Origin of the sequence: Microbacterium sp., assembly GCF_031180975.1 — a bacterium.
Classification (GTDB): domain Bacteria; phylum Actinomycetota; class Actinomycetes; order Actinomycetales; family Microbacteriaceae; genus Microbacterium.
On sequence record NZ_JAPSLI010000008.1, the window covers coordinates 67,856 to 89,181 of the forward strand.

The following is a 21,326-nucleotide window of genomic DNA, read 5'->3' on the forward strand; positions in this document are numbered from 1 at the left end:
GCGCCGTCACAGAACGTCATGCACCTGGCCGGTAACGTGAACCGGGTGACTCTCGAGCAGACGATGCAATCCGTGACGGTGGAGCAGCTGCAGGCACGCGGCGGCCTGAAGTGGTCGGATCCGGAAGCGCCCATCGGCGCCTGGGTCGCCGAGATGGACTTCGGGGTGGCTCCGGCGGTCTCCGCGGCGCTGCACCGGGCGGTGGACGAGGGGGCGTTCGGCTACGCGCCGCCGCGCCTGTGGGACGAGCTGAAGGCGGCCACGGCCGACCGGTTGCGCGCGCGGCAGGGCTGGAGTCTCAGCCCGGACGACGTATTCCCGGTGCCGGACGTCATCCATGCGTTCCAGGTCGCGATCGAGCACTTCTCGTCCCCGGGATCGAAGATCATCGTGCCGACGCCGTCGTACATGCCCTTCCTGTCCGTGCCGCCGATGCTCGGGCGGGAGGTGATCGAGGTCCCGATGGTGCGCCGCGACGGCGTGTGGCGCCTCGACCTGGACGGCATCCAGCGGGCCTTCGGCGAGGGCGGCGGATGCCTGGTGCTGTGCAACCCGCACAACCCGCTCGGCCGGGTGTTCCGGCGCGACGAGCTGCTGGCACTCGGCGAGGTCGTGGCGCGCAACGGCGGGCGGGTGTTCAGCGACGAGATCTGGGCGCCGATGGTCTACCCGGGTGCCGAGATGGTGTCGTACGCGACCCTGTCGCCTGTCGCGGCGGGGCACACGCTGACCGCGACCTCCGCGTCGAAGGCGTTCAACCTCCCCGGCCTGAAGTGCGCGCAACTCGTCACCAGCAACGACGCCGACCGGGAGCTGCTCGCCGGGCGGGGCATGTGGATCGGTCATGGCACGGCCAACCTCGGCGCAGTGGCGAACGCCGCCGCCTACCGCGACGGTCAGCCGTGGCTCGACGAGGTCGTCTCGTACCTGCAGGGCAATCGCGATGAGCTGGTGCGGCTGGTCGCGGAGCATCTGCCCGATGTGACCGTCACGGTGCCCGAGGGCACGTACGTCGGCTGGCTGGACTTCTCGGCCACTGCCGTCGACGAGCCGGCCGCCTTCTTCCGCCGGCACGCCGGTGTCGGGCTCACCGACGGCATCGCCTGCGGCGCGGCCGGAGCCGAATGCGCCCGGTTCATCTTCGCGATGCCCCGGACCGTGCTGCGCGAGGCGATCGAGCGGATGGGCGCGGCGATGCGCGCCCATGCCGGCGCAGGCGCCACTCCGGCCGGCCGCTGACGTTCCGCACGAACTCGTGGCCGGCGGCGGGCGGTGACAGTCAGACGGTGCCGCGGGCGGCCCAGGCCACGGCCTGCAGGGCGAACGGCCCCTCCGGGACGCTTTCCCGGAGGGCGTCCCGGACCGCCTCGGCCTGTTCACCCGGCAGACCGACGAGATATTGCCCGACGGGTCCGATCCCGGCGGTGTACCCCGACCACAGGTCGTCGAAGTCCGCGTACTCGGCCTGGCACTCGAGGGCGGTCGACACCACGTCCCTCAGGCCGGCCGCCTCGAGCAGGTCGGCGATCTCCCCCTCCCGGGACCCGGCGAGCGCACGGTCCGTCGGCGATCCGCCCGTGGCGCGGGCGACGGCATCCCAGAACAGCGCGATGGCCGGCATCCGCGGGCGATCCCACGCGCACAGCGCGACCACGCCGCCCGACCTGGTCACCCGCCCCATCTCGCGCACGCCCCGCTGCGGGTCGGTCATGAAGCCGACGACGAGCGAGGCGAGAGCCGCGTCGAAGGCGTCGTGGTCGAAGGGCAGGGCCTCCGCCACCCCCTCCCAGACTGCGGCACCCGGGACGCGCTCGCGGCACGCGGCGACGAACGGCGGCGACGGATCGATCGCCGTCACGTTCTCCGCGCCCGCGCGCAGGGCGAGCTCGCGGGTGAGCCCGCCGGGCCCGCACCCGACGTCGAGCAGGCGCCCGCCCTGGACGTCCGCGAAGTCGGCGAACACTCTCGCCAGCGACGGCACATAGCGGCCCATCAGTCGGTCGTACCCGTCAGCGGCGTGGAACATCCCCGGATTCGTCACACGTGCCTCCATCCCCTGCCTCAAGGATGACAGCTCGTCGGTCAGCCGAGCTGCTCGGTGAGTTCGAACCAGCGCAGCTCGAGCTCCTCCACCTCGTCCTGCTGCGCCTGGATCGCCTTCATCTTCTCGCCGAGTCCCGCATAGTCGGACTGGTCGTGGTCGGCGAGCGCGTGCTTGGCGCGGTCGATCTGGTCGTTCAGCTTCTGCATCCGCCGCTCCAGCGCGGCGAGCTCCTTCTCGGCCGTGCGGCGGGCGGCGCCCTCCAGGCCGGGACCGGCCTGCGACTCAGCGCGAGCGGCCTGATCATTGCGCTGCTCACCCGACGAGCGCACCTCCAGGGCCCGAAGGCGCAGGTACTCGTCCACGCCGCCGGGGAGGTGGCGCAGGTGGCCGCCCAGGATCGCGTACTGCTGGTCGGTGACGCGCTCCAGGAAGTAGCGGTCGTGGCTGACGACGATGAGCGTGCCAGGCCAGGAGTCGAGGAGGTCCTCGATCGCGGCCAGCATGTCGGTGTCCATGTCGTTGGTGGGCTCATCGAGGATGAGCACGTTCGGCTGGTCCAGCAGCACGAGCAGCAGCTGAAGCCGGCGCTGCTGACCGCCGGAGAGGTCTTTCACCGGCGTGGACAGCTGGGCGGAGGTGAAGCCCATCCGCTCCAGGAGCTGGCCGGGGGTGAGTTCCTGCGCTTTGGAGCCCGCGCCGAAGGTGTAGGAGGTGCGCAGACCCGCGATCACGGTCCTGACCGGCTGCTCCCACACGTCGGTGAGTTCGTCGAGGCGTTGGGTGAGGGTGCGCACCTTGACGGTCTTGCCGCGCTTGACCCGTCCGCTGGTGGGCTCGACGGTGCCGGCGATCAGCCCGAGCAGCGTGGACTTGCCCGCTCCGTTGACGCCGAGGATGCCGGTGCGCTCGCCCGGGGCGATACGCCATTCCACGTCGCGCAGCACGTCCCGGTCGCCGAAGCGCACCCCGGCATCCAGCAGGTCGACGACGTCCTTGCCGAGGCGGGAGACGGCCAGCGACTGCAGCGAGACGGAGTCGCGGATCTCGGGCACGTCCTCGATCAGCTGGTTGGCCGCGTCGATGCGGAACTTCGGCTTGCTGGTGCGGGCGGGGGCGCCGCGGCGCAGCCACGCCAGTTCCTTGCGGGCCAGGTTCTGCCGTTTCGCCTCGGTCGCCGCCGCCATCCGGTCGCGTTCCACGCGTTGCAGGATGTAGGCCGCATAGCCGCCTTCGAAGGGCTCCACGATCCGGTCGTGCACCTCCCACGTCTCGGTGCACACCTCGTCGAGGAACCACCGGTCGTGCGTGACGACGAGGAAGGCGCCGGCGTTCGCGGGCCAGCGCCGCTTCAGGTGCGCGGCGAGCCAGGTGATCGCCTCGACGTCGAGGTGGTTGGTCGGCTCGTCCAGGGCGATGATGTCCCAGTCCTTGGCCAGCAGCGCGGCGAGCGCGACGCGGCGGCGCTGCCCGCCGCTGAGGTCCACGACCGGCGCGTGCCAGTCCAGGTCGCCCAGCAGCCCCTCGATCACGTCGCGCACCCGTGCGTCGCCCGCCCACTCGTGCTCGGGCGTGTCGCCCACCACGGCCTGTGCGATGGTGTGCGTGTCGTCGAGCGTGTCCGCCTGGTCGAGCACGCCGATGCGCGTGCCCGCCCGCATCGTCACGCGACCGGCATCCGGCGCCATCCGCCCGGCGAGCATGGCGAGCAGGCTGGACTTGCCGTCGCCGTTGCGGCCGACGATGCCGATCCGGTCGCCCTCCTCGACGCCGAGGGTGATGGAGTCGAAGACGACCTTGGTGGGGTATTCCAGGTGGAGGCCCTCGGCCCCGAGAAGATGTGCCATGTCGGTTCCCAGGCTACGGCAGACACGGACGAGCCGCCCCGCCCGGGTGTGGGCGGGACGGCTCGTCGCGGCCGTGTGACTACTGGTAGGACTTCACGATCTCCAGCAGGCTCGGCACGTTCTGGTACGCCTCGGCGGCGTTCTCCTTCGTGACGATCACCGGGTCGAGCAGGTACGCCGGGACGACCTTGACGCCGTTGTCGTACTGCTCGGTGTCGTTGACGTCGACCTCCTCACCCTTCTGCAGCTGGCCGACCATCTTGATCGACTGCTCGACGAGCAGCTGGGTGTCCTTGTTGATCGTGGAGTACTGCACGCCCTCCATGATCGACTTCACCGACTCGACCTCGGAGTCCTGACCCGTGACGACCGGCACCTTCTTGCCCGCCTGCTGCACCGAGGTGATGATGGCGCGGGCGAGGGTGTCGTTCGGCGAGAGGACGCCGTCGAGCTCGGCGGAGCCGTAGCTCGAGGTGAGGATCGAGTCCATGCGGCGCTGCGCGTTCTCGGCCTTCCAGCCCTCGGTCGCGGTCTGCGCGATCTCGGTCTGCCCGGAGACGACCTTGAGCATGCCGTCGTCGATCTTCGGCTGCAGCACGTCCATCGCGCCGTTGAAGAACACGGCGGAGTTCGCGTCGTCGGGCGAGCCGGAGAACAGCTCGATGTTGTACGGGGCCTCGTGGCCCGCACGCTCGGCGAGACCGTCCAGCAGCGCCTGACCCTGCAGCTGACCGACCTTGAAGTTGTCGAAGGCGACGTAGTAGTCGACGGCCTCGGTGTTCTCGATCAGACGGTCGTACGCGATCACGTAGGCGCCGGCGTCCTTCGCGGCCTGCACCTGCGTGGACAGCTGCTTGCCGTCCTTCGCGCCGATGATGATGACCTTGGCGCCACCGGTGACCATGGCCTGGATCTGGTTCTGCTGCTCGGCGACGGTGTTCGACGCGGGCGCGTACTGCACGTCCGCCTTGAAGCCGGCATCCGCCAGGCCCTCCTCGAAGAGCTTGCCGGCGAGCACCCAGTTCTCGCTGGTCTTGTCGGGAAGAGCGACGCCGATGGTGGCGCCCTCCTCGAAACCGGTGGTCTCCTCCCCCGCTCCCGGCTCAGTGCCGCCGCCGCCGCGCTCGGACGAGCAGCCGGTGAGGGCGAAGGATGCCGCTGCGACAAGCGCTGTCGCCGTGACGATGATCTTCTTCATGTGATCTCTTTCTCTGGTGACGGACGGACCCTCTGCGCGCCCCAGGGCGCGAGCATCCGCTACTTTCCGCGCGCCTTCTCGACGGCGGGGGTTTCGAACGGCTGGTTGGCCTTGAGCTTCTCGTCGGGCGAGAACAGACCGTCCTCCGGACCGTGCCGGCGCCCACTGCGACGGGTGAGGAAGCCGATGACGGACGGGCGGCCCTGCTGCTTGTTCCAGACATCGACACCGACGGCGAACAGCAGCACCAGGCCCTTGATCATCGACACCACGTCGGCGCCGGCGCCCAGCAGCGCCAGGCCGTTGTTCAGGAACGCCATCACCAGACCACCGATGATCGACCCGATCACGGTTCCGATGCCGCCCGAGACGGCGGCGCCGCCGATGAACACCGAGGCGATGGCATCCAGCTCCCAGCCGTTGCCGTCCTGCGGGCCGGAGGCGGTCGCCCTGGCCACGTAGATCATGCCTGCCAGCGATGCCAGCACCGACATGTTCATCATGACGAAGAAGTCGACCCAGCGATCCTTGACGCCCGACAGCCGGGCAGCCTGCCGGTTGCCGCCGACGGCGTAGATGTGCCGACCGAACACGGTGCTGTTGGTGATGAAGCTGTACAGGATCACCAGGACGAGCAGGATGATGCCCGAGACCGGGAAGCTCGTGCCGGGGCGCCCGGTCGCGAACAGCCAGCCCGCGATCAGGATCACGACGGACAGGATGACGACCTTGGTGGTGCTCACCCAGAGCGGCGCGCTGTCCGAGCCCATCTTCTTCTGCACGCGACGGGTGCGGATCTCCCAGAACACGATCCACGCGACGCCGAGCAGGGCGAGGATCATGGTGGGCACGTTGAAGTTCAGCGGCAGCGCCACCTCGGGCAGGTAGCCCGCGCCGATGTACTGGAACTCCCTGGGCACCGGCACCGTGGTGGACTGCCCGACCCACTGGTTGGCGCCGCGGAAGAACAGCATGCCGGCGAGGGTCACGATGAAGGCGGGCACACCGACGTACGCCACCCAGAACCCCTGCCAGGCGCCGACGAGGATGCCGACGCCGAGGCCGAGCAGGATCGCGAGCGGCCAGGGCAGGTTCCATTCAGCCATCGCCTTGGCGACGACGATGCCGGTGAACGCGGCCACCGAGCCGACCGACAGGTCGATGTGGCCCATGATGATCACCATCACCATGCCGATCGCCAGGATCAGGATGTACGAGTACTGGTTGACGACGTTGATGAGGTTGCCGGACGACAGTGTCAGGCCCTGCCCCTTGATCACGAACGTCAGGATCTGGAAGACCAGCAGGATGACGATGAGGCTGCCGAGGATGCCGAACTGGCGCAGCGTCGACTGACCGCCGCCGAACATCTTCTTGATGTCGCCGAGGTGGAAGCCGCGCTTCGCCGAGGACTGATCAGTGGTCACTTCGTTTCTGCTTTCTGGGTAGCGGAGGTCATGCTGCGCATGAGCTCCTCCGGGGTGGCCTGATCGGAGGGGATGCAGTCGGTGACCCGACCTTCGAAGATCGTGTAGATGCGGTCGGTGATGCCGAGCAGCTCCGGAAGCTCGCTGGAGATGACGATGACGCCCTTCCCTTGCGCGGCGAGGTCGTTGATGATCGAGTAGATCTCGTACTTGGCGCCGACGTCGATGCCGCGGGTGGGCTCGTCGAGGATCAGCAGGTCGGGGTCGGTGAACATCCACTTCGCCAGCACGACCTTCTGCTGGTTGCCGCCGGAGAGCTTCGCGACGCCCTCCTCGACCGTCGGAGTCTTGATCCGCAGCGCCTTGCGGTACTGCTCGGCGATGGCGAACTCCTTGCGCTCGTCGACGACGCCGCGCGTGGAGATCTTCGACAGCTTCGCGGCGACCGTGGACCGCTTGATGGTGTCGAGCAGGTTGAGTCCCAGCACCTTGCGGTCCTCGCTGACGTAGGCGAGACCGTGCTTGATCGCCGACGCCACGTCGGGGATCACGATCTCCTGTCCGTCCTTGATGATCGTCCCGGACTGGAAGATGCCGTAGGAGCGGCCGAAGATGCTCATCGCGAACTCGGTGCGCCCCGCTCCCATGAGTCCGGCGATGCCGACCACCTCACCGCGGCGGACGTTGATGCTGGACCCCTTCACGACCATGCGCTCGGACACGGTGGGGTGCTGCACCCACCAGTCCTTCACCTCGAAGAACACCTCGCCGATCTCAGGCGTGCGGTCCGGGTAGCGGCTCTCCAGAGAGCGGCCGACCATGCCGCGGATGATGCGATCCTCGTTGATCTCGCCGCGCGAGATGTCGAGCGTCTCGATGGTGCGCCCGTCGCGGATAATGGTGATCTCGTCGGCGATCTGCTCGATCTCGTTGAGCTTGTGACTGATGATGATCGAGGTGATCCCCTTCGCCTTCAGCCCGAGGATGAGGTCCAGCAGGTGCTGCGAGTCGTTCTCGTTCAGTGCGGCGGTGGGCTCGTCGAGAATGAGGAGCTTCACGTCCTTGTTGAGCGCCTTGGCGATCTCGATGAGCTGCTGCTTGCCGACGCCGAGGTGCTTGATCGCGACATCGGGGTCCTCGTTCAGCCCCACCCGGGCGAGCAGCTCGACCGCGCGCTGCTTCTGCGCCATCCAGTCGATCACGCCGCCGCGGCGGATCTCGTTGCCGAGGAAGATGTTCTCGGTGACCGACAGCTCGGGGATGAGGGCCAGCTCCTGGTGGATGATCACGATGCCGGCGGCCTCGCTGGCGGCGATGTCCTTGAAGCGCTGCTCCTCGCCGTACAGCAGGATGTCGCCGTCGTAGGTGCCGTACGGGTAGACCCCGGAGAGCACCTTCATCAGCGTCGACTTCCCCGCGCCGTTCTCGCCGCAGATCGCGTGCACCTCGCCGGTGCGCACGGTGATCGACACGTCCGCCAGGGCCTTCACCCCCGGGAACTCCTTGGTGATGTGCCGCATCTCCAGGATGGGACCAGAGACGGTCGGCAGCGCAGCAGTGGTGCTCACGGATCTCCCTCGACGGTGAACGGCTGTGACTCGATGTGAACGGTCACATCGGCAAAACCAATGGTGCATCCTTCGCAGGACGGCTGTCAAGACCTGATCGAGACCGACTGTCAGCGCGCCGCCGCGGATTCGCGCATGCGCAAGACGGGCGCCAGAGCGGGGAACGCGGGGATCGGCTCGTCGCGGATCTCGGCGAGCAGGATGCGCACGGCCCGGCGCCCCAGTTCGGAGAAGTCCTGGTGCACCGTGGTCAGCGTGGGGGCGACGTGGGCGGCGACCGGGATGTCGTCGAAACCGGCGACGCTGACATCGTGCGGAACGCGCAGTCCCGCGTCACGGAAGCCGTGCATGAGCCCGATCGCCATCAGGTCGTTCGCGGCGAACACCGCGGTGAAGTCGGGCCGGCGCGCGAGCTCCTGCCCCGCGAAATAGCCGAAGTCCGCGGTCCAGTCGCCGCGGATCGGCGGGAACGTCGGCAGGTCGGCATCCCGCAGCGCGTCGAGATAGCCGCGCATGCGCGACTCCGCCTCGATCCAGTCCTGCGGGCCGGCGAGATGCAGGATGTCGGTGTGCCCCAGGTCGATGAGATGCTCCGTCACGGCCCGGGCGCCGGCGACCTGGTCGGCGGAGAGGCTCACCCCGTCGGAGCCGGAGGCGGTCTGCAGCGTGACGAAGGGCACCGAGGATGCCATGCCACGCAGGACATGGAACACGCGCACCTGCGGCGCGAGCACGACGATTCCGTCGACGTGCTCCCTGCCCAGCTGGCGCACCGCGGCGCCGATCGCCTCCGGCGTCGTCTCGGGCAGGTTGAGAGTGGACACCGAGTACCCCTCCGCGCGGGCGGCCTCCTCGATGGCGGCGATGGACGAGGTCGGTCCGAACTCCCCCACCGTGGCGGAGAGGATGCCGAGAGTCTGGGAGCGGCTGGTCACCAGCGCCCGCGCCGCGAGGTTGGGGCGGTAATCGAGGACGGCGATGGCGTCCAGCACCTTCGCCTTGGTCTCGGGGCGGATGCTGGGATGGTCGTTCAGGACCCGGGAGACGGTCTGGTGCGACACCCCGGCCAGCCGGGCGACGTCGCGGATGCTGGGCGTGCGGGCGCGCTCGGAGGCTGCGGTCATGGCACGCCTCCTTGCATGTGCACGGTCACACGATGCCTCCATCATGGCACGCCGCCCCCGTGCACGCACCCCGTCGGGCTCAGCCGATGATGCGCGCGCCCGCCACCGGTCCGTGTACGTGCAGCGCCTCACGCCCGGTGGCGCGCAGCTCTTCCTGCACGGCGCGTGCGGCTTCCGGCCCCGCGCACAGGAACGCCAGAGTGGGGCCCGACCCCGACACGATGCCGGTCAGGGCGCCGGCGCGGACGCCGTCGGCGAGCACGGCGTCCAGCTCGGGCCGCTCGGCGACTGCGGCGGCCTCGAGGTCGTTCAGCATCACCGGAGCGAGCGCCTGCGCGTCTCCCGCGCGCAGCGCCTGCAGCACCGCCACCGGGACGTCGAGTGACAGCGGCGGGTCGTCGGCGAGCGCACCCCTCGACTCGCGCAGCTGATCCAGCCGGCGGTACACCTGCGGGGTCGACAGCCCCTGGTCACTGGTGACGAGCACCCAGTCGAAGCGACCTCGGGCCAGAGCGGGGGTGAGCCGATCGCCGCGCCCGGTGCCCACCGCGGTGCCGCCGTGCAGAGCGAACGGCACGTCCGCTCCCAGACGCGACGCGAGGGCGTGCAGGCGCGCGGGTCCGACATCCGTGCCCCACAGCGCGTCGCAGGCGACCAGCGCGGCGGCGGCGTCCGCCGACCCGCCGCCCATGCCGCCCGCCACCGGGACGCCCTTGCGCAGCTCGAGCGCGACGCCGTCGCTCACGCCGGTCTCCTCGGCGAGCAGTCGGGCGGCCCGCAGTGCGAGGTTCCGTTCGTCGGTAGGGACGGATGCCGGGTCGGCGGCCCCGCTCACCGACACCGAGAAGTCGGCGGCGGGGTGCGCGAACACGTCCTCGTACAGCGACACCGCCTGGAAGACGGTCGCCAGCGCGTGGTATCCGTCGTCGTGCCTCGCCCCCACCCCGAGGTAGACGTTGATCTTGCCCGGGGCGCGCACGTGCACGGCATCCGATCGGTGCGCGAGGCTCATCGTGTGCTCAGAGCTCCGACGACGTCGCCCAGAGGTTGACGTCGATGCCGTGCGAGAGCGCGTCGATCGCGGCCAGCTCGTCGTCGGCAAAGGCGGGGCCGTCGAGCGCGGCGATGTTCTCGTCGAGTTGCTCGGGTCGCGAAGCGCCGATCAGCGCCGAGGCGACCACGGGGTCGCGGAGCGTCCACTGCAGGGCGAGCTGGGCGAGCGACTGACCGCGGGCGGCGGCGATGTCGTTCAGGCCGCGGAGCACCCGCAGGCCCTCCTCGTTGACCGGACGCTCGGGGAGCGACCCGCGCTTCTGCGCGCGCTCGGCGGTGCCGTCGGCGAGGTACTTGTCGGTGAGCAGGCCCTGCGCGAGCGGTGTGAACGCGATGGCGCCCAGTCCCTCGGTGCGCAGTGTGTCGGTGAGCCCGTCCTCGATCCAGCGGTTCAGGATCGAGTAGGACGGCTGGTGGATGACCAGGGGCGTGCCCAGGTCGCGGGCGACCGCGACGGCCGCCGCGGTGCGCTCGGCGCTGTAGGAGGAGATGCCGACGTACAGCGCCTTGCCCTGACGGACCAGGGTGTCCAGGGCGCCGATCGTCTCCTCGACGGGCGTCACAGGGTCCACCCGGTGCGAGTAGAAGATGTCGACGTACTCGAGTCCCATTCGCATGAGGGACTGCTCGGCGCTGGCGAGGATGTACTTGCGACTGCCGAGGTCGCCGTAGGGACCAGGCCACATGTCCCAGCCCGCTTTGGACGAGATGATCAGTTCATCGCGGTAGGGCCGGAGGTCCTCAGCGAGGATGCGCCCGAAGTTCTTCTCGGCCGAGCCGTGCGGCGGGCCGTAGTTGTTCGCCAGATCGAAGTGCGTGATGCCGCTGTCGAAAGCGTGGCGGAGCAGGGCGCGCTGGTTGTCGAGGGGGATGTTGTCGCCGAAGTTCCACCACAGGCCGAGGGAGATGGGCGGCAGATACAGGCCGGACGAGCCGACCTGACGGTACTCGAACCGGCCGTAACGATCGGCGGAGGCGGCGTACGGCCGGTGGACCTCGGGGACGTCGGGGAGGAAGCGCGGTTCGGTCACCGTGCCAGGTTAGCCGGATACGCCGTCGCCACGCGCGGGCGCGGCGGGCGGGCCGTCACATGCCGATGCGGGCGACGCGGTGGTAGTCGTCGACGGTGAGGTCCTCGCCGCGCGCCGTGGGGGCGACGCCGGCTGCGATGAGGGCGTCGGATGCCGCGGCGGAGCCGCCGAAGAACCCGGACAGCGCCTGCCGAAGCATCTTGCGGCGCTGGTTGAACGCGGCGTCCACGATCTGGAAGGTGCGCCTCCGCTCGTCATCGCCGCCGCGCGGCTCGGGGTCGCGATGGAATCCCACCAGCAGGCTGTCGACGTTCGGCACCGGCCAGAACACCTGGCGCGACACCGTGCCGGTGAGCCGCCACGGGCCGTACCACGCCGCCTTCACGCTGGGCGCGCCGTAGATCTTCGACCCCGGCTTCGCGGCGAGGCGTTCCGCGACTTCGGCCTGCACCATGACCACACCGCGCTGCAGCCCGGGGAACGTCTCGAGGAAGTGCAGCAGCACGGGAACCGACACGTTGTACGGCAGGTTGGCCACCAGCACGGCGGGGGCGTTCGGCAGTGCTGTCACGCGCATCGCGTCGGCGTCGACGACGGTCAGCGCGCCGTCGGGGACGCCGTGCTCGGCGGCGGTCTGCGCCAGGCGCGCGGCGAGCCGGTGATCGATCTCCACGGCGGTGACGGTGGCACCCGCCTCCAGGATGGCGAGGGTGAGCGAGCCCAGCCCCGGCCCGATCTCAACGACGCTCTCACCGGCCCGGACGTCGGCGGCCTGCACGATCTTGCGGACGGTGTTCGCGTCGACGACGAAGTTCTGGCCGAGCTTCTTGGTCGGGGTGACGTCGAGCTCGGTCGCGAGCCGGCGGATCTCGGTGGTGCCGAGCAGGGTGACGGTCATCCGTCCATTGTCCCCCACCCACCGCGGGCGTCCGTGACCACCACTACTCTGGACGGATGCCCTCCCTCGGTGAACTGGTCGCACCCCGCCGGATGGGCAGGGGCTTCCGGTGGCTGCTGGCGTCGTCGTGGACGAGCAACATCGGTGACGGCGTGGCCCTCGCCGCAGCTCCGCTGCTCATCGCATCGATGACCCCGTCGCCCATCCTGGTCGCGGCGGGCGCCGTGCTGCAGTTCCTGCCGTGGCTGATCTTCGGGCTGCACGCGGGAGCCATCGCCGATCGATTCGACCGCCGCCGGCTGGTGATGTTCGCGAACACCGCCCGAGCCGTCGTGCTGGCCGGCCTGTGCGTGGTGCTCGTGACGGGCGTCGCCAACATCTGGATCGTCCTCGCCGTGGCATTCCTCTACGGCACGGCCGAAGTCTTCGTCGACACCGCCGGCAGCACGCTGCTGCCGATGATCGTCAAGCCGGCCGATCTCGGCACCGGCAACGCGCGGCTGCAGGCGGGCTACCTGGTCGCCAACCAGTTCGCCGGGCCGCCGTTGGGCGCGTTCCTGTTCGCCGCGGGGAGCGCCTGGCCGTTCCTCGTCGAGGTGATCTGCGTCTCGCTCGCCGTGGTGCTGATCTCCCGCATGGCACGCACGCCGGTTCCGGCGCGCCCTTCGGCAGGCCCAAGTCCCTCGACAGGCCCAAGTCCCTCGACAGGCTCAGGGACGCGGCAGCGGACACCGGTGCACACCGACATCGCGCAGGGGCTGCGCTGGCTGTGGCGCAACCCGCCGGTGCGGACCCTGGTGACGATCATCCTGGTGTTCAACATCACCTGGGCGGCACCGTGGGGCATCCTCGTGCTGTACGCGACCGAGCATCTGGGGATGGGGCCGGTCGGGTACGGGGCGCTGACGACGGCATCCGCTCTGGGCGGGCTGCTGAGCACGATGTCGTTCGGCTGGCTGGAGCGGCATGTGTCGTTCACCGTGCTCATGCGGGTGTGCCTGTCGCTCGAGGTGGTGATGCACCTCGCGTTCGCACTGACGACCACCGGGTGGGTGGCGCTGGTGATCATGTTCGGTTTCGGCGCGTACGCGTTCGTGTGGGGGACGATCTCGACCACTGTGCGGCAGCGGCTCGTGCCCCACGATCTGCAGGGCCGCGTCTCGTCGGTGAACATGGTGTGCGTGTTCGGCGGGATGGTGTTCGGGCAGGCGCTCGGCGGCGTCATCGCGCAGGTCTGGGGGCTGACGGCGCCGTGGTGGTTCGCCTTCGGCGGTGCGGCGGTCACGCTGCTGGTGGTGTGGCGATCACTGTCGCACATCGCCGCCGCCCCGGCCGAGATCGGGGAGACGCCGCGGTCGGCCGACCCGGATGCCGTTCAGTCGAACGAGCCGTAGACGGCGAGCGTGTTCGCGGCGAGCTGCGCACACAGCTCGTCGACGTCCAGTCCGAGCTCCGCCGCCATGAAGCGCACCGTGATCGGCACCAAGTAGGGCGCGTTCGGGCGGCCGCGCAGCGGCACCGGGGTGAGGAACGGGGCATCCGTCTCGACCAGGATGCGCTCCACCGGGGTCACGTGCAGCGCGTCGCGGAGGTTCTGCGCGTTTTTGAAGGTGACGTTGCCGGCGAAGGACAGGTAGTACCCGGCATCCGCGCACACGCGCGCCATGTCCTCGTCCCCGGAGAAGCAGTGGAACACGGTGCGCTCCGGTGCGCCGACACGGGCGAGCGTCTCGAGCACGTCGTCGTGCGCGTCCCGGTCGTGGATCTGCATCGCGATGCCGTGCTTCTTCGCCAGTGTGATGTGCGCCTCGAAGGACTCGTGCTGGGCGGGCCGTCCCGCCTCGTCGGTGCGGAAGTAGTCCAGTCCGGTCTCGCCGATGGCGCGCGTGCGCGGGTACGCGGCGAGCTCGTCGATGACGGCGACGGCCTCCTCAAGACGACCGTCGGCGGCGTACGCGGGTGCGTCGTTGGGGTGGATCGCCACGGCGGCGAGCACCCTGGCATCCTGCTCGGCGGCGGCGACCGCCCAGCGCGACGACTCGATATCGCCTGATGCCTGGACGACGCCCGCGATGCCCACTGCCACGGCGCGGTCGAGCTGCTCGGCGAGGTCGAGCGGCTCCTCGCCGTCGAGGATCTCCAGGTGCGCGTGGTTGTCGTACACCGGCACCGTCAGGGGATCGGGCGCCGGCGGATAGCGCAGATCCTTCCGGCCCTCGGCGGGGCGCGCCTGGACGTACGTGTTGCGGTCGGTCATGGCGTTTCGTCTCCTCGCTGCGCTCGGCGTTCGACGCTCACGATCGGTTCCGCCCCCGGTCGTTGAGCGAGCGCAGCGAGACGAAACGCGGTCATCGGATCAGACGGTCTGCTCCACGCGCGGGAACAGCGGCGCGAGTGCCTGGACGCGGGTACCGGCGGGCAGCTTGCCCCACTCGCCGGCCTGGCGGATCGGCTGCTCCTGCAGCCCGCCGAGTGCGCCCTGGACGCCGAGGGCGTCCCACAGCTTCGCGGTGGACTGCGGCATGACCGGCGACAGCAGCACGGCGAGGGCGCGCAGTCCTTCGGCACAGGTGTACAGCACGGTCCCGAGGCGGGCGCGCTGCGCCTCGTCGCGGGCGAGCGCCCACGGCTCGTTGTCGGTGATGTACCCGTTCAACGCGTCCACGATCGTCCAGATCGACGAGATCGCCTCGTCGATCCGGAAGCTCTGCACCGCGGCATCCGCTCGGGTGGCGGCGTCGGCGACGGTGCGCTGGATCGCGAGGTCCTGCTCGGTGTACTCGGCGGCCTCGGGGACGGTGCCGTCGAAGTACTTCTCGATCATCGCGATCGTGCGCGAGGCCAGGTTGCCGAAGCCGTTCGCGAGCTCCGCCTGGTAGCGGGCGGAGAGGTCCTCCCACGAGAACGAGCCGTCCTGTCCGAACGCGATCGCGGACAGGAAGTAGAACCGGTAGGCGTCCGAGCCGAACACGTCGGTGATCTCGGTCGGGGCGATGCCGGTGAGCTTCGACTTCGACATCTTCTCGCCGCCGACGAGCAGCCAGCCGTGCGCGAAGACGCCCTTCGGCACGTCGAGGCCGGCGGCCATCAGCATGGCCGGCCAGATGACGGCGTGGAAGCGGAGGATGTCCTTGCCGACGACGTGGTAGCCGGGCCAGCGGCGGTCGAAGGTCTCCTGATCCGCGCCGTAGCCGATGGCGGTGGCGTAGTTCAGCAGGGCGTCCACCCACACGTAGATCACGTGCGATTCGTCCCACGGCAGCGGGATGCCCCAGTCGAAGGTGGAGCGGGAGATGGAGAGGTCCTTCAGGCCCTGGCTCACGAACGAGACCACCTCGTTGCGAGCCGAGTCGGGACGCACGAAGTCGGGTTCGGTCTTGTACAGCTCGAGCAGGCGGTCCTGGAACTCGCTGAGCTTGAAGAAGTAGTTCTTCTCCTGCAGCAGTTCGAGCGGCTTGGAGTGGATCGCGCAGACCTTCAGGCCTTCGAACGGCCCGGTGCCGTCGACGATCTCGGACTCGGGCTTGAACTCCTCACAGCCCACGCAGTACAACGCCTCGTACTCGCCGGCGTAGATGTACCCGGCGTCGTACAGCTTCTGGAAGAACACCTGCACGTTCTTCTCGTGCCGCTCCTGAGTGGTGCGGATGAAGTCGTCGTTGGCGACGTCGAGGGTCTTCAACAGCGGGAACCAGCTCTCGCCGACGAGCTTGTCGACCCATTCCTGCGGGGTGACGTTGTTGGCGGCGGCGGCGCGCAGCATCTTCTGGCCGTGCTCGTCGGTACCCGTGAGCATCCAGGTGTCGTCACCGGCCTGACGGTGCCAGCGGGCGAGCGTGTCGACCGCCACCGTCGTGTACCCGTGACCGATGTGGGGCACGTCGGAGGGGTAGTAGATGGGCGTGGTGATGTAGAACGAGTCGCCTGCGGGCATGGGTTCGATTCTAGGGCTGATGCGGATGCCGGACGGATTCGTGACCATGGGGGCGCAGGCGCTGCGCTGCCTCGCAGATCTGCACAGTCTCGCAGCCGATCCGGTCAGCGGCTGCGATCTTCTGCAGAACTGCGAAGCACGGCCGGCGCGGAACCGGTAGACGCCGACCTCTCGCTCCGAGCGCACGGGAAGCCGCACAGTCGCGGTCACCGGCGGCGGCGAGTGCACCGGTTGCCGCCGGGTGTACGGGAAGTTCGCGCCGGGAAGCCGTGCACTCGACGGGAAGCCGTGCACTCGAGGGCCACGCGTCGGGAAGCCGCGCACTCGCACGGCAAGGCGGTCACCGGGCGGCGAGCGCCTGCTGGTACAGATCGCGGGACGACAGGCCGGTCGCCGCGGCCACCTCGGCGCAGGCGTCCTTCAGACGCATGCCAGACGCGACGAGCGCCTGCACCTGCGCGGAGGCGTCCTCCGCGGACACCGACCGGGGCGCGGCACCTTCGACGACCACGACGATCTCGCCTTTCACGCCCGCCTCGGCCCAGGCGACCAGCTCGGATGCCGTGCCCCGGCGGACCTCTTCGTAGAGCTTGGTCAGCTCCCGGCACACCGCGACCCGGCGTTCCGCACCCAGAACCGAGACCATGTCGCCGAGCGTCGCGGCCAGGCGCGACGGCGACTCGAAGAACACCATGGTGCGCGGCTCCGCCGCCAGCATCCGCAGCGCGTGCCGGCGCTCCCCGGGCTTGCGCGGCAGGAACCCCTCGAACGTGAACCGGTCTGTGGGCAGCCCGGACACGGCGAGCGCGGTGACGACGGCGCTCGGCCCGGGAATCGCCGTGACCGTCACTCCCCGTTCGACGGCCGCGGCGACCAGGCCGTAGCCGGGGTCGCTCACGGTCGGCATCCCTGCGTCGCTCAGCACGACCAGATCCCGCTCAGCGGCCAGCTCGGCCAGCTCCCCGGCCTTCTGCTTCTCGTTGTGGTCGTGCAGCGCGATCAGGCGCGGACGGTTCACGACGCCGAGCGCCTGCAGCAGCCGCTGGGTGGTCCTGGTGTCCTCGGCGGCGACGACCTCGGCGTTCTCGAGCACCTCGATCAGGCGCCGCGACGCGTCGCCCAGGTTGCCGATCGGGGTCGCCGCGAGGATGATCATCCGCCCAGCTTAGGCGGCGCGGATAGTCTGATCGGGTGACCGCCGCCCCGCTCCTGCCGCCGCTGGACGCGCGCCGGACGGGTCTCGAGCGGCTGCGCGATCGCTTGGTCGCGACCGCAGCGCGCGACCGGATGCTGTCGTGGGTGGTCCCCGCGGTGCTCACCCTGCTCGCGGCGGTGCTTCGTCTGGTGAACCTCGGCCACCCGCACGAGATCATGTTCGACGAGACGTACTACGTCAAGGACGCCTGGTCGCTGTGGACGTTCGGCTACGAGGCGAAGTGGGACGAGGGGGCGGATGCCGCGCTGGCGCGGGGCGACGCGTCCGGGCTGAGCCGGGAGGCCGCGTACGTCGTGCACCCTCCACTGGGCAAGTGGGTCATCGCCCTCGGCATGGCCCTGACCGGCCCCGGGTCGAGCGTCGGCTGGCGCCTGGGCGTCGCGGTGCTGGGGTCGCTGACCGTCCTGCTGGTCTACCTCGTGGCGCTGCGTCTGACCCGATCGCGCGCGCTCGCCGCGATCGCCGGCGGTCTGCTCGCCATCGACGGCCTCGGGATCGTGATGAGCCGGATCGGGCTGCTGGACGGCATCCTCACCTTCTTCATCCTGCTCGGCTTCCTGTTCGTGCTGCACGATCGCGAGCGGACGCTGCCGCTCCTCGACGCCGCGACCGGCGAGCGGATGACCGGACCGGTGCTGTGGGCGCGCCCGTGGCTGGTGGCGGCCGGTGTGGCGCTCGGAGCGGCATCCGCGGTCAAGTGGTCGGGGCTGTACGCGCTGGCGGTCGTCGGGCTGTACACGGTGGTCACCGACGCGCTCGCCCGCCGCCGCGCCGGCGTCGTGCTGTGGCCGACGGATGCCGCCTTGCGGCAGGGTCCCGCTTCGTTCCTGCTGCTGGTGGGGCCCGCGCTGCTGACCTATCTGGTGAGCTGGACGGGCTGGTTGGTCACGTCAGGCGGGTACGACCGCGCCAGTGACCCGAACCCGCTGATCGCGTTGTGGAAGTACCACGAGTCGATCCTCGCCTTCCACGTCGGACTGGTCAGCGGGCACCGCTACGAGAGCCCCGCGTGGCAGTGGCCGCTGCTGCTGCGTCCGACCGCGATCTGGGTGAGCGACGATCCGGCGCCGTGCGGCACCGACCACTGCATTGCCGTGATCTCGTCGGTTCCCAACCCGCTGATCTGGTACGGCGGCGTGGCCGCGACGCTGTTCCTGCTCTTCCGTGTCCTGCGCGCCCTCCTCGACGGGACGCCGGTGCCGAGCATGGTGTCGTTCCCGCTCGTCGGGCTGCTGGCGACGTACGTGCCGTGGCTGTTCGTCCCGCACCGCACGATCTTCCAGTTCTACACGGTCGTGATGGTGCCGTTCCTGCTGCTGGCGCTGGTGGTGGCGCTGCGGTCACTGGCCGGCGCGCCGGACGCGCCGCTGCACCGCCGCCAGGCCGGGCAGCGCACCATCGCGGTGTGCCTGGTCGTGGTGGTCCTGGTCTCGGCGTTCTACTACCCGGTGTGGACCGGGATGAGCGTCCCCTACTCGTTCTGGCTCATCCACAACTGGATGCCGGGCTGGATCTGACGCGGTTCTTCGATCGGGCGCTGGTCAGTGCTCGCCGACCGGGGCGTGCGCCTCGTCGAAGGTGGGCCGCTTGCCCAGCATCCGGCCGATGCCGAGCACGATACCGACGATCAGCAGGCCCTCGACGAAGCCGACCACGGCCGAGATCGCCGTGTCGACGACCCACACCACGAACCCGCCGGCGCCCTCGATGGCGTGCTCGACACCGTGCAGGAAGTCGGCGAGGAAGTGCACACCCACCTCCCCCAGGTTCACGATCACCAGGTGACCGCCCACCCACAGCATGGCGACGGTGCCGATCACGCTGATCACCCGGAACACGGCCGGCATGGCACGCACGATGCCCTCGCCGGTCCCGCGAACCTGCGCCGAGGAGCTGGTCGCCATGCGCAGACCGATGTCGTCGATCTTCACCAGCAGGGCGACCGCCCCGTACACCAGCACGGTCATCAGCACGGCGATGACGGACAGGACCGCGAGCGTCTGCCACAGCCCCGCCTTGGGGTCGAGGCTGGCGAGGGAGATGAGCATGATCTCCGTGGAGAGGATCAGGTCGGTGCGGATCGCACCCCACACCAGGCGCTTCTCGTCCCTCGCGCCCTCCTCTGCGTGGCCGTGCCCGAAACCGAACCACTCCAGCACCTTCTCCGCGCCCTCGAAGCACAGGTAGGACCCGCCCAGGATCAGCAGGTACGGAAGCACCCAGGGGGCGAAGGCTGTGAGCAGCATGGCGACCGGGATGATCACCAGGAACTTGTTCCCGATCGACCCGAGCGCGATCTTCCCCACCACCGGCAGTTCACGGGCCGGAGTGATCCCCTGCACGTACTGCGGCGTGACGGCCGCGTCGTCGATGACGACGCCTGCGGCTTTCGACGACGCCTTGATGGCGGCGGTGAGGATGTCGTCGACGACGGCGAGCAGACCGACGGACATGGGGCCTCCTGGGTTCCGAGAGTGCGGAACAACAACGCTACTAGGCGCGGGCGACCGTCCCCGCCCGCCGAGCCCGGCTACTGCGTGAGCATCCCGGGTCGCGACCGGCCGCCCGTGAGCCGGGCCCCGACGACGAGGGCGGCGGTCAGCCCCGCGGTGAGCAGCAGCTGGGTCCGCGCGGCCGGGTCGAACATGGCCAGCACGATGATCACGGCCAGCAGGGCCAGGCACAGCCACGACAGCCAGGGGAAGCCCCACATGCGCATCGGCATCGGATCGCCGGCACGGTCCGCCCGGCTGCGCAGGATGATCTGCGACACGGCCGTCGCCGTCCAGATGACCAGCAGCGTGGAACCCACCACGTTCAACAGGGCAGGGAGCACGACATCGGGGAACGCCCAGTTCAGCCCCACCGTGACGAAACCGAACGCCACCGAGGCCAGCACCGCCACGTACGGCACGCCCTTCTCGCTGGTGCGGGTGACGCCCAGCGGCGCCAGCCCGCGCTCACCGAGCGAGAAGAACATCCGGGAGGCGCCGTAGATGTTCGCGTTCATCGCCGACAGCAGCGCGATGACGACGATCAGCGACATGACCAGGTCCACCCCTGGTACCCGCAGCGTCGCCAGCACCGCCGAGAACGGACCGTCCAGCACCTCCGGCGAGTTCCAGGGCAGCACCGCCACGATGACGAAGATCGAGCCGAGGTAGAACACCAGGATCCGCACCACGACCTCGCGCACGATGCGGCGGATGTTGCGGGACGGGTCGTCGGACTCGGCGGCGGCGATCGCGACGACCTCGGTGCCGCCGAACGCGAACACCACCATGAGCAGGGCCCCGGCGACACCCACGAGGCCGTTCGGCGCGAAGCCGCCGTGCGCGACGAGGTTGCCGATCCCGGTCGCCGGCACACCCGGCACCAGTCCGAGGATGGCGCCGGCGCCGACGACCAGGAAGGCGATGATCGCGAGCACCTTGATCGCGGCGAACCAGAACTCGAACATGCCGTAGTTGCGCACCCCGAAAAGGTTGACCGCGGTGAGCGCGACGACGAAGATCAGCACCCAGATCCACGCCGGGATGCCGGGAACCCAGCCCTCCACGATGCCGGCGGCTCCGGTCGCCTCGGCCGCGATCACCACAACGAGCTGGATCCAGTACAACCAGCCCACCGCGCTCCCGGCGCTGCGGCCCATCGCCTTCTGCGCGTACGAGCTGAACGCGCCGGAACTGGGGCGAGCCGCCACCATCTCGGCCAGCATCGCCATCACCAGGATGACGATCGCGCCGGCCACGAGATACGACACCAGCACGGCGGGCCCCGCCACGCCGATCGCCTGCCCCGATCCGACGAACAGCCCGGCACCGATCGCGCCACCCAGACCCATCATCGAGATCTGACGGCGCGTGAGTCCGGGGTGCAGTCCCTTGGTCGTGGCGGTGATGACGGGAACGGCGCTCATGAGCGGACCTCCTTGTCCTGCGGCCGGTGGGCGGGGGACACGCTCCAGGGACGAGCGTCGGATGGGGATC

The 21,326-nt window shown here is 69.7% G+C and carries 17 protein-coding genes; 3 read left to right on the forward strand and 14 right to left on the reverse strand.

All coding sequences use genetic code 11. From position 1 onward, the window contains the following. The first annotated feature begins 45 nt into the window (after positions 1–45). Positions 46–1,239: a MalY/PatB family protein gene (locus tag RIF65_RS11695; protein ID WP_309065747.1), complete on the forward strand. Its 1,194-nt coding sequence runs from the start codon at positions 46–48 to the stop codon at positions 1,237–1,239. A gap of 40 nt (positions 1,240–1,279) precedes the next feature. Here RIF65_RS11695 and RIF65_RS11700 read toward each other — a convergent pair whose 3' ends face one another. The 9 genes from RIF65_RS11700 to rsmA all read right to left on the reverse strand — a co-directional run bounded on the left by RIF65_RS11700 (position 1,280) and on the right by rsmA (position 12,187). Beyond that, positions 1,280–2,026, reverse strand: a complete 747-nt coding sequence (locus RIF65_RS11700) for a class I SAM-dependent methyltransferase (protein WP_309065746.1) — start codon at positions 2,024–2,026, stop codon at positions 1,280–1,282. Positions 2,027–2,082: 56 nt separating this feature from the next. Continuing rightward, on the reverse strand, positions 2,083–3,888 hold the full coding sequence (locus RIF65_RS11705; protein ID WP_309065745.1) for an ABC-F family ATP-binding cassette domain-containing protein: 1,806 nt from the start codon (positions 3,886–3,888) through the stop codon (positions 2,083–2,085). Between the two features lie 79 nt (positions 3,889–3,967). Further along, on the reverse strand, positions 3,968–5,086 hold the full coding sequence (locus RIF65_RS11710; RefSeq protein ID WP_309065744.1) for a substrate-binding domain-containing protein: 1,119 nt from the start codon (positions 5,084–5,086) through the stop codon (positions 3,968–3,970). A 59-nt stretch (positions 5,087–5,145) separates the two neighbouring features. After that, on the reverse strand, positions 5,146–6,513 hold the full coding sequence (gene mmsB / locus RIF65_RS11715) for a multiple monosaccharide ABC transporter permease (protein WP_375142185.1): 1,368 nt from the start codon (positions 6,511–6,513) through the stop codon (positions 5,146–5,148). Further along, positions 6,510–8,033, reverse strand: a complete 1,524-nt coding sequence (gene mmsA, locus RIF65_RS11720; RefSeq protein WP_309065805.1) for a multiple monosaccharide ABC transporter ATP-binding protein — start codon at positions 8,031–8,033, stop codon at positions 6,510–6,512. The genes mmsB and mmsA overlap by 4 nt, the downstream gene beginning before the upstream one ends. A 158-nt stretch (positions 8,034–8,191) precedes the next feature. Then, positions 8,192–9,205, reverse strand: a complete 1,014-nt coding sequence (locus tag RIF65_RS11725; protein ID WP_309065743.1) for a LacI family DNA-binding transcriptional regulator — start codon at positions 9,203–9,205, stop codon at positions 8,192–8,194. A 79-nt stretch (positions 9,206–9,284) separates the two neighbouring features. Continuing rightward, positions 9,285–10,217, reverse strand: coding sequence for a 4-(cytidine 5'-diphospho)-2-C-methyl-D-erythritol kinase (locus tag RIF65_RS11730; protein ID WP_309065742.1), 933 nt, complete (start codon positions 10,215–10,217; stop codon positions 9,285–9,287). Positions 10,218–10,224: 7 nt separating this feature from the next. Next, positions 10,225–11,289 carry an L-glyceraldehyde 3-phosphate reductase gene (gene mgrA / locus RIF65_RS11735; RefSeq protein ID WP_309065741.1) on the reverse strand — a complete coding sequence of 355 codons (1,065 nt, stop codon included), beginning with the start codon at positions 11,287–11,289 and terminating at the stop codon, positions 10,225–10,227. A gap of 55 nt (positions 11,290–11,344) precedes the next feature. After that, positions 11,345–12,187, reverse strand: coding sequence for a 16S rRNA (adenine(1518)-N(6)/adenine(1519)-N(6))-dimethyltransferase RsmA (rsmA, locus tag RIF65_RS11740; protein ID WP_309065740.1), 843 nt, complete (start codon positions 12,185–12,187; stop codon positions 11,345–11,347). Positions 12,188–12,243: 56 nt separating this feature from the next. Between rsmA and RIF65_RS11745 the strand changes: the two genes are divergently transcribed. After that, entirely contained in the window at positions 12,244–13,581 is a 1,338-nt protein-coding gene (locus tag RIF65_RS11745) for an MFS transporter (protein WP_309065739.1), read from the forward strand. Here the strand turns inward: RIF65_RS11745 and RIF65_RS11750 are convergent. From RIF65_RS11750 to rsmI, 3 genes are all read right to left on the reverse strand, one after another. Next, positions 13,563–14,444, reverse strand: coding sequence for a TatD family hydrolase (locus RIF65_RS11750; protein WP_309065738.1), 882 nt, complete (start codon positions 14,442–14,444; stop codon positions 13,563–13,565). The two genes, RIF65_RS11745 and RIF65_RS11750, sit on opposite strands and share 19 nt — an antisense overlap. 99 nt (positions 14,445–14,543) lie before the next feature. Then, the gene (gene metG / locus RIF65_RS11755; RefSeq protein WP_309065737.1) at positions 14,544–16,121 is read right to left on the reverse strand and encodes a methionine--tRNA ligase; all 1,578 of its coding nucleotides are present in this window, start codon (positions 16,119–16,121) and stop codon (positions 14,544–14,546) included. 340 nt (positions 16,122–16,461) lie between these two features. Next, entirely contained in the window at positions 16,462–17,277 is an 816-nt protein-coding gene (rsmI, locus tag RIF65_RS11760) for a 16S rRNA (cytidine(1402)-2'-O)-methyltransferase (RefSeq protein WP_309065736.1), read from the reverse strand. A gap of 35 nt (positions 17,278–17,312) precedes the next feature. Here rsmI and RIF65_RS11765 point away from each other — a divergent pair, with 35 nt between their 5' ends. Next, complete coding sequence (locus RIF65_RS11765) at positions 17,313–18,854, forward strand: dolichyl-phosphate-mannose--protein mannosyltransferase (RefSeq protein WP_309065735.1); 1,542 nt, start codon at positions 17,313–17,315, stop codon at positions 18,852–18,854. Between the two features lie 24 nt (positions 18,855–18,878). On the opposite strand, the gene RIF65_RS11770 is transcribed toward RIF65_RS11765, so the two are convergent. Together RIF65_RS11770 and RIF65_RS11775 are read right to left on the reverse strand one after the other, a co-directional pair. Next, on the reverse strand, positions 18,879–19,790 hold the full coding sequence (locus RIF65_RS11770) for a DUF808 domain-containing protein (RefSeq protein WP_309065734.1): 912 nt from the start codon (positions 19,788–19,790) through the stop codon (positions 18,879–18,881). A 77-nt stretch (positions 19,791–19,867) separates the two neighbouring features. Continuing rightward, positions 19,868–21,256, reverse strand: coding sequence for an amino acid permease (locus RIF65_RS11775; protein WP_309065733.1), 1,389 nt, complete (start codon positions 21,254–21,256; stop codon positions 19,868–19,870). Between the last annotated feature and the right edge of the window lie 70 nt (positions 21,257–21,326).

Coding starts and splice junctions, on each gene's coding strand:
- RIF65_RS11700 (WP_309065746.1), bottom strand. CDS start 2,026: ATGTTCCACGCCGCTGACGGGTACGACCGACTGATGGGCCGCTATGTG.
- RIF65_RS11705 (WP_309065745.1), bottom strand. CDS start 3,888: ATGGCACATCTTCTCGGGGCCGAGGGCCTCCACCTGGAATACCCCACC.
- RIF65_RS11710 (WP_309065744.1), bottom strand. CDS start 5,086: ATGAAGAAGATCATCGTCACGGCGACAGCGCTTGTCGCAGCGGCATCC.
- mmsA (WP_309065805.1), bottom strand. CDS start 8,033: ATGCGGCACATCACCAAGGAGTTCCCGGGGGTGAAGGCCCTGGCGGAC.
- RIF65_RS11725 (WP_309065743.1), bottom strand. CDS start 9,205: ATGACCGCAGCCTCCGAGCGCGCCCGCACGCCCAGCATCCGCGACGTC.
- RIF65_RS11730 (WP_309065742.1), bottom strand. CDS start 10,217: ATGAGCCTCGCGCACCGATCGGATGCCGTGCACGTGCGCGCCCCGGGC.
- rsmA (WP_309065740.1), bottom strand. CDS start 12,187: ATGACCGTCACCCTGCTCGGCACCACCGAGATCCGCCGGCTCGCGACC.
- RIF65_RS11745 (WP_309065739.1), top strand. CDS start 12,244: ATGCCCTCCCTCGGTGAACTGGTCGCACCCCGCCGGATGGGCAGGGGC.
- RIF65_RS11750 (WP_309065738.1), bottom strand. CDS start 14,444: ATGACCGACCGCAACACGTACGTCCAGGCGCGCCCCGCCGAGGGCCGG.
- metG (WP_309065737.1), bottom strand. CDS start 16,121: ATGCCCGCAGGCGACTCGTTCTACATCACCACGCCCATCTACTACCCC.
- rsmI (WP_309065736.1), bottom strand. CDS start 17,277: ATGATCATCCTCGCGGCGACCCCGATCGGCAACCTGGGCGACGCGTCG.
- RIF65_RS11770 (WP_309065734.1), bottom strand. CDS start 19,790: ATGTCCGTCGGTCTGCTCGCCGTCGTCGACGACATCCTCACCGCCGCC.
- RIF65_RS11775 (WP_309065733.1), bottom strand. CDS start 21,256: ATGAGCGCCGTTCCCGTCATCACCGCCACGACCAAGGGACTGCACCCC.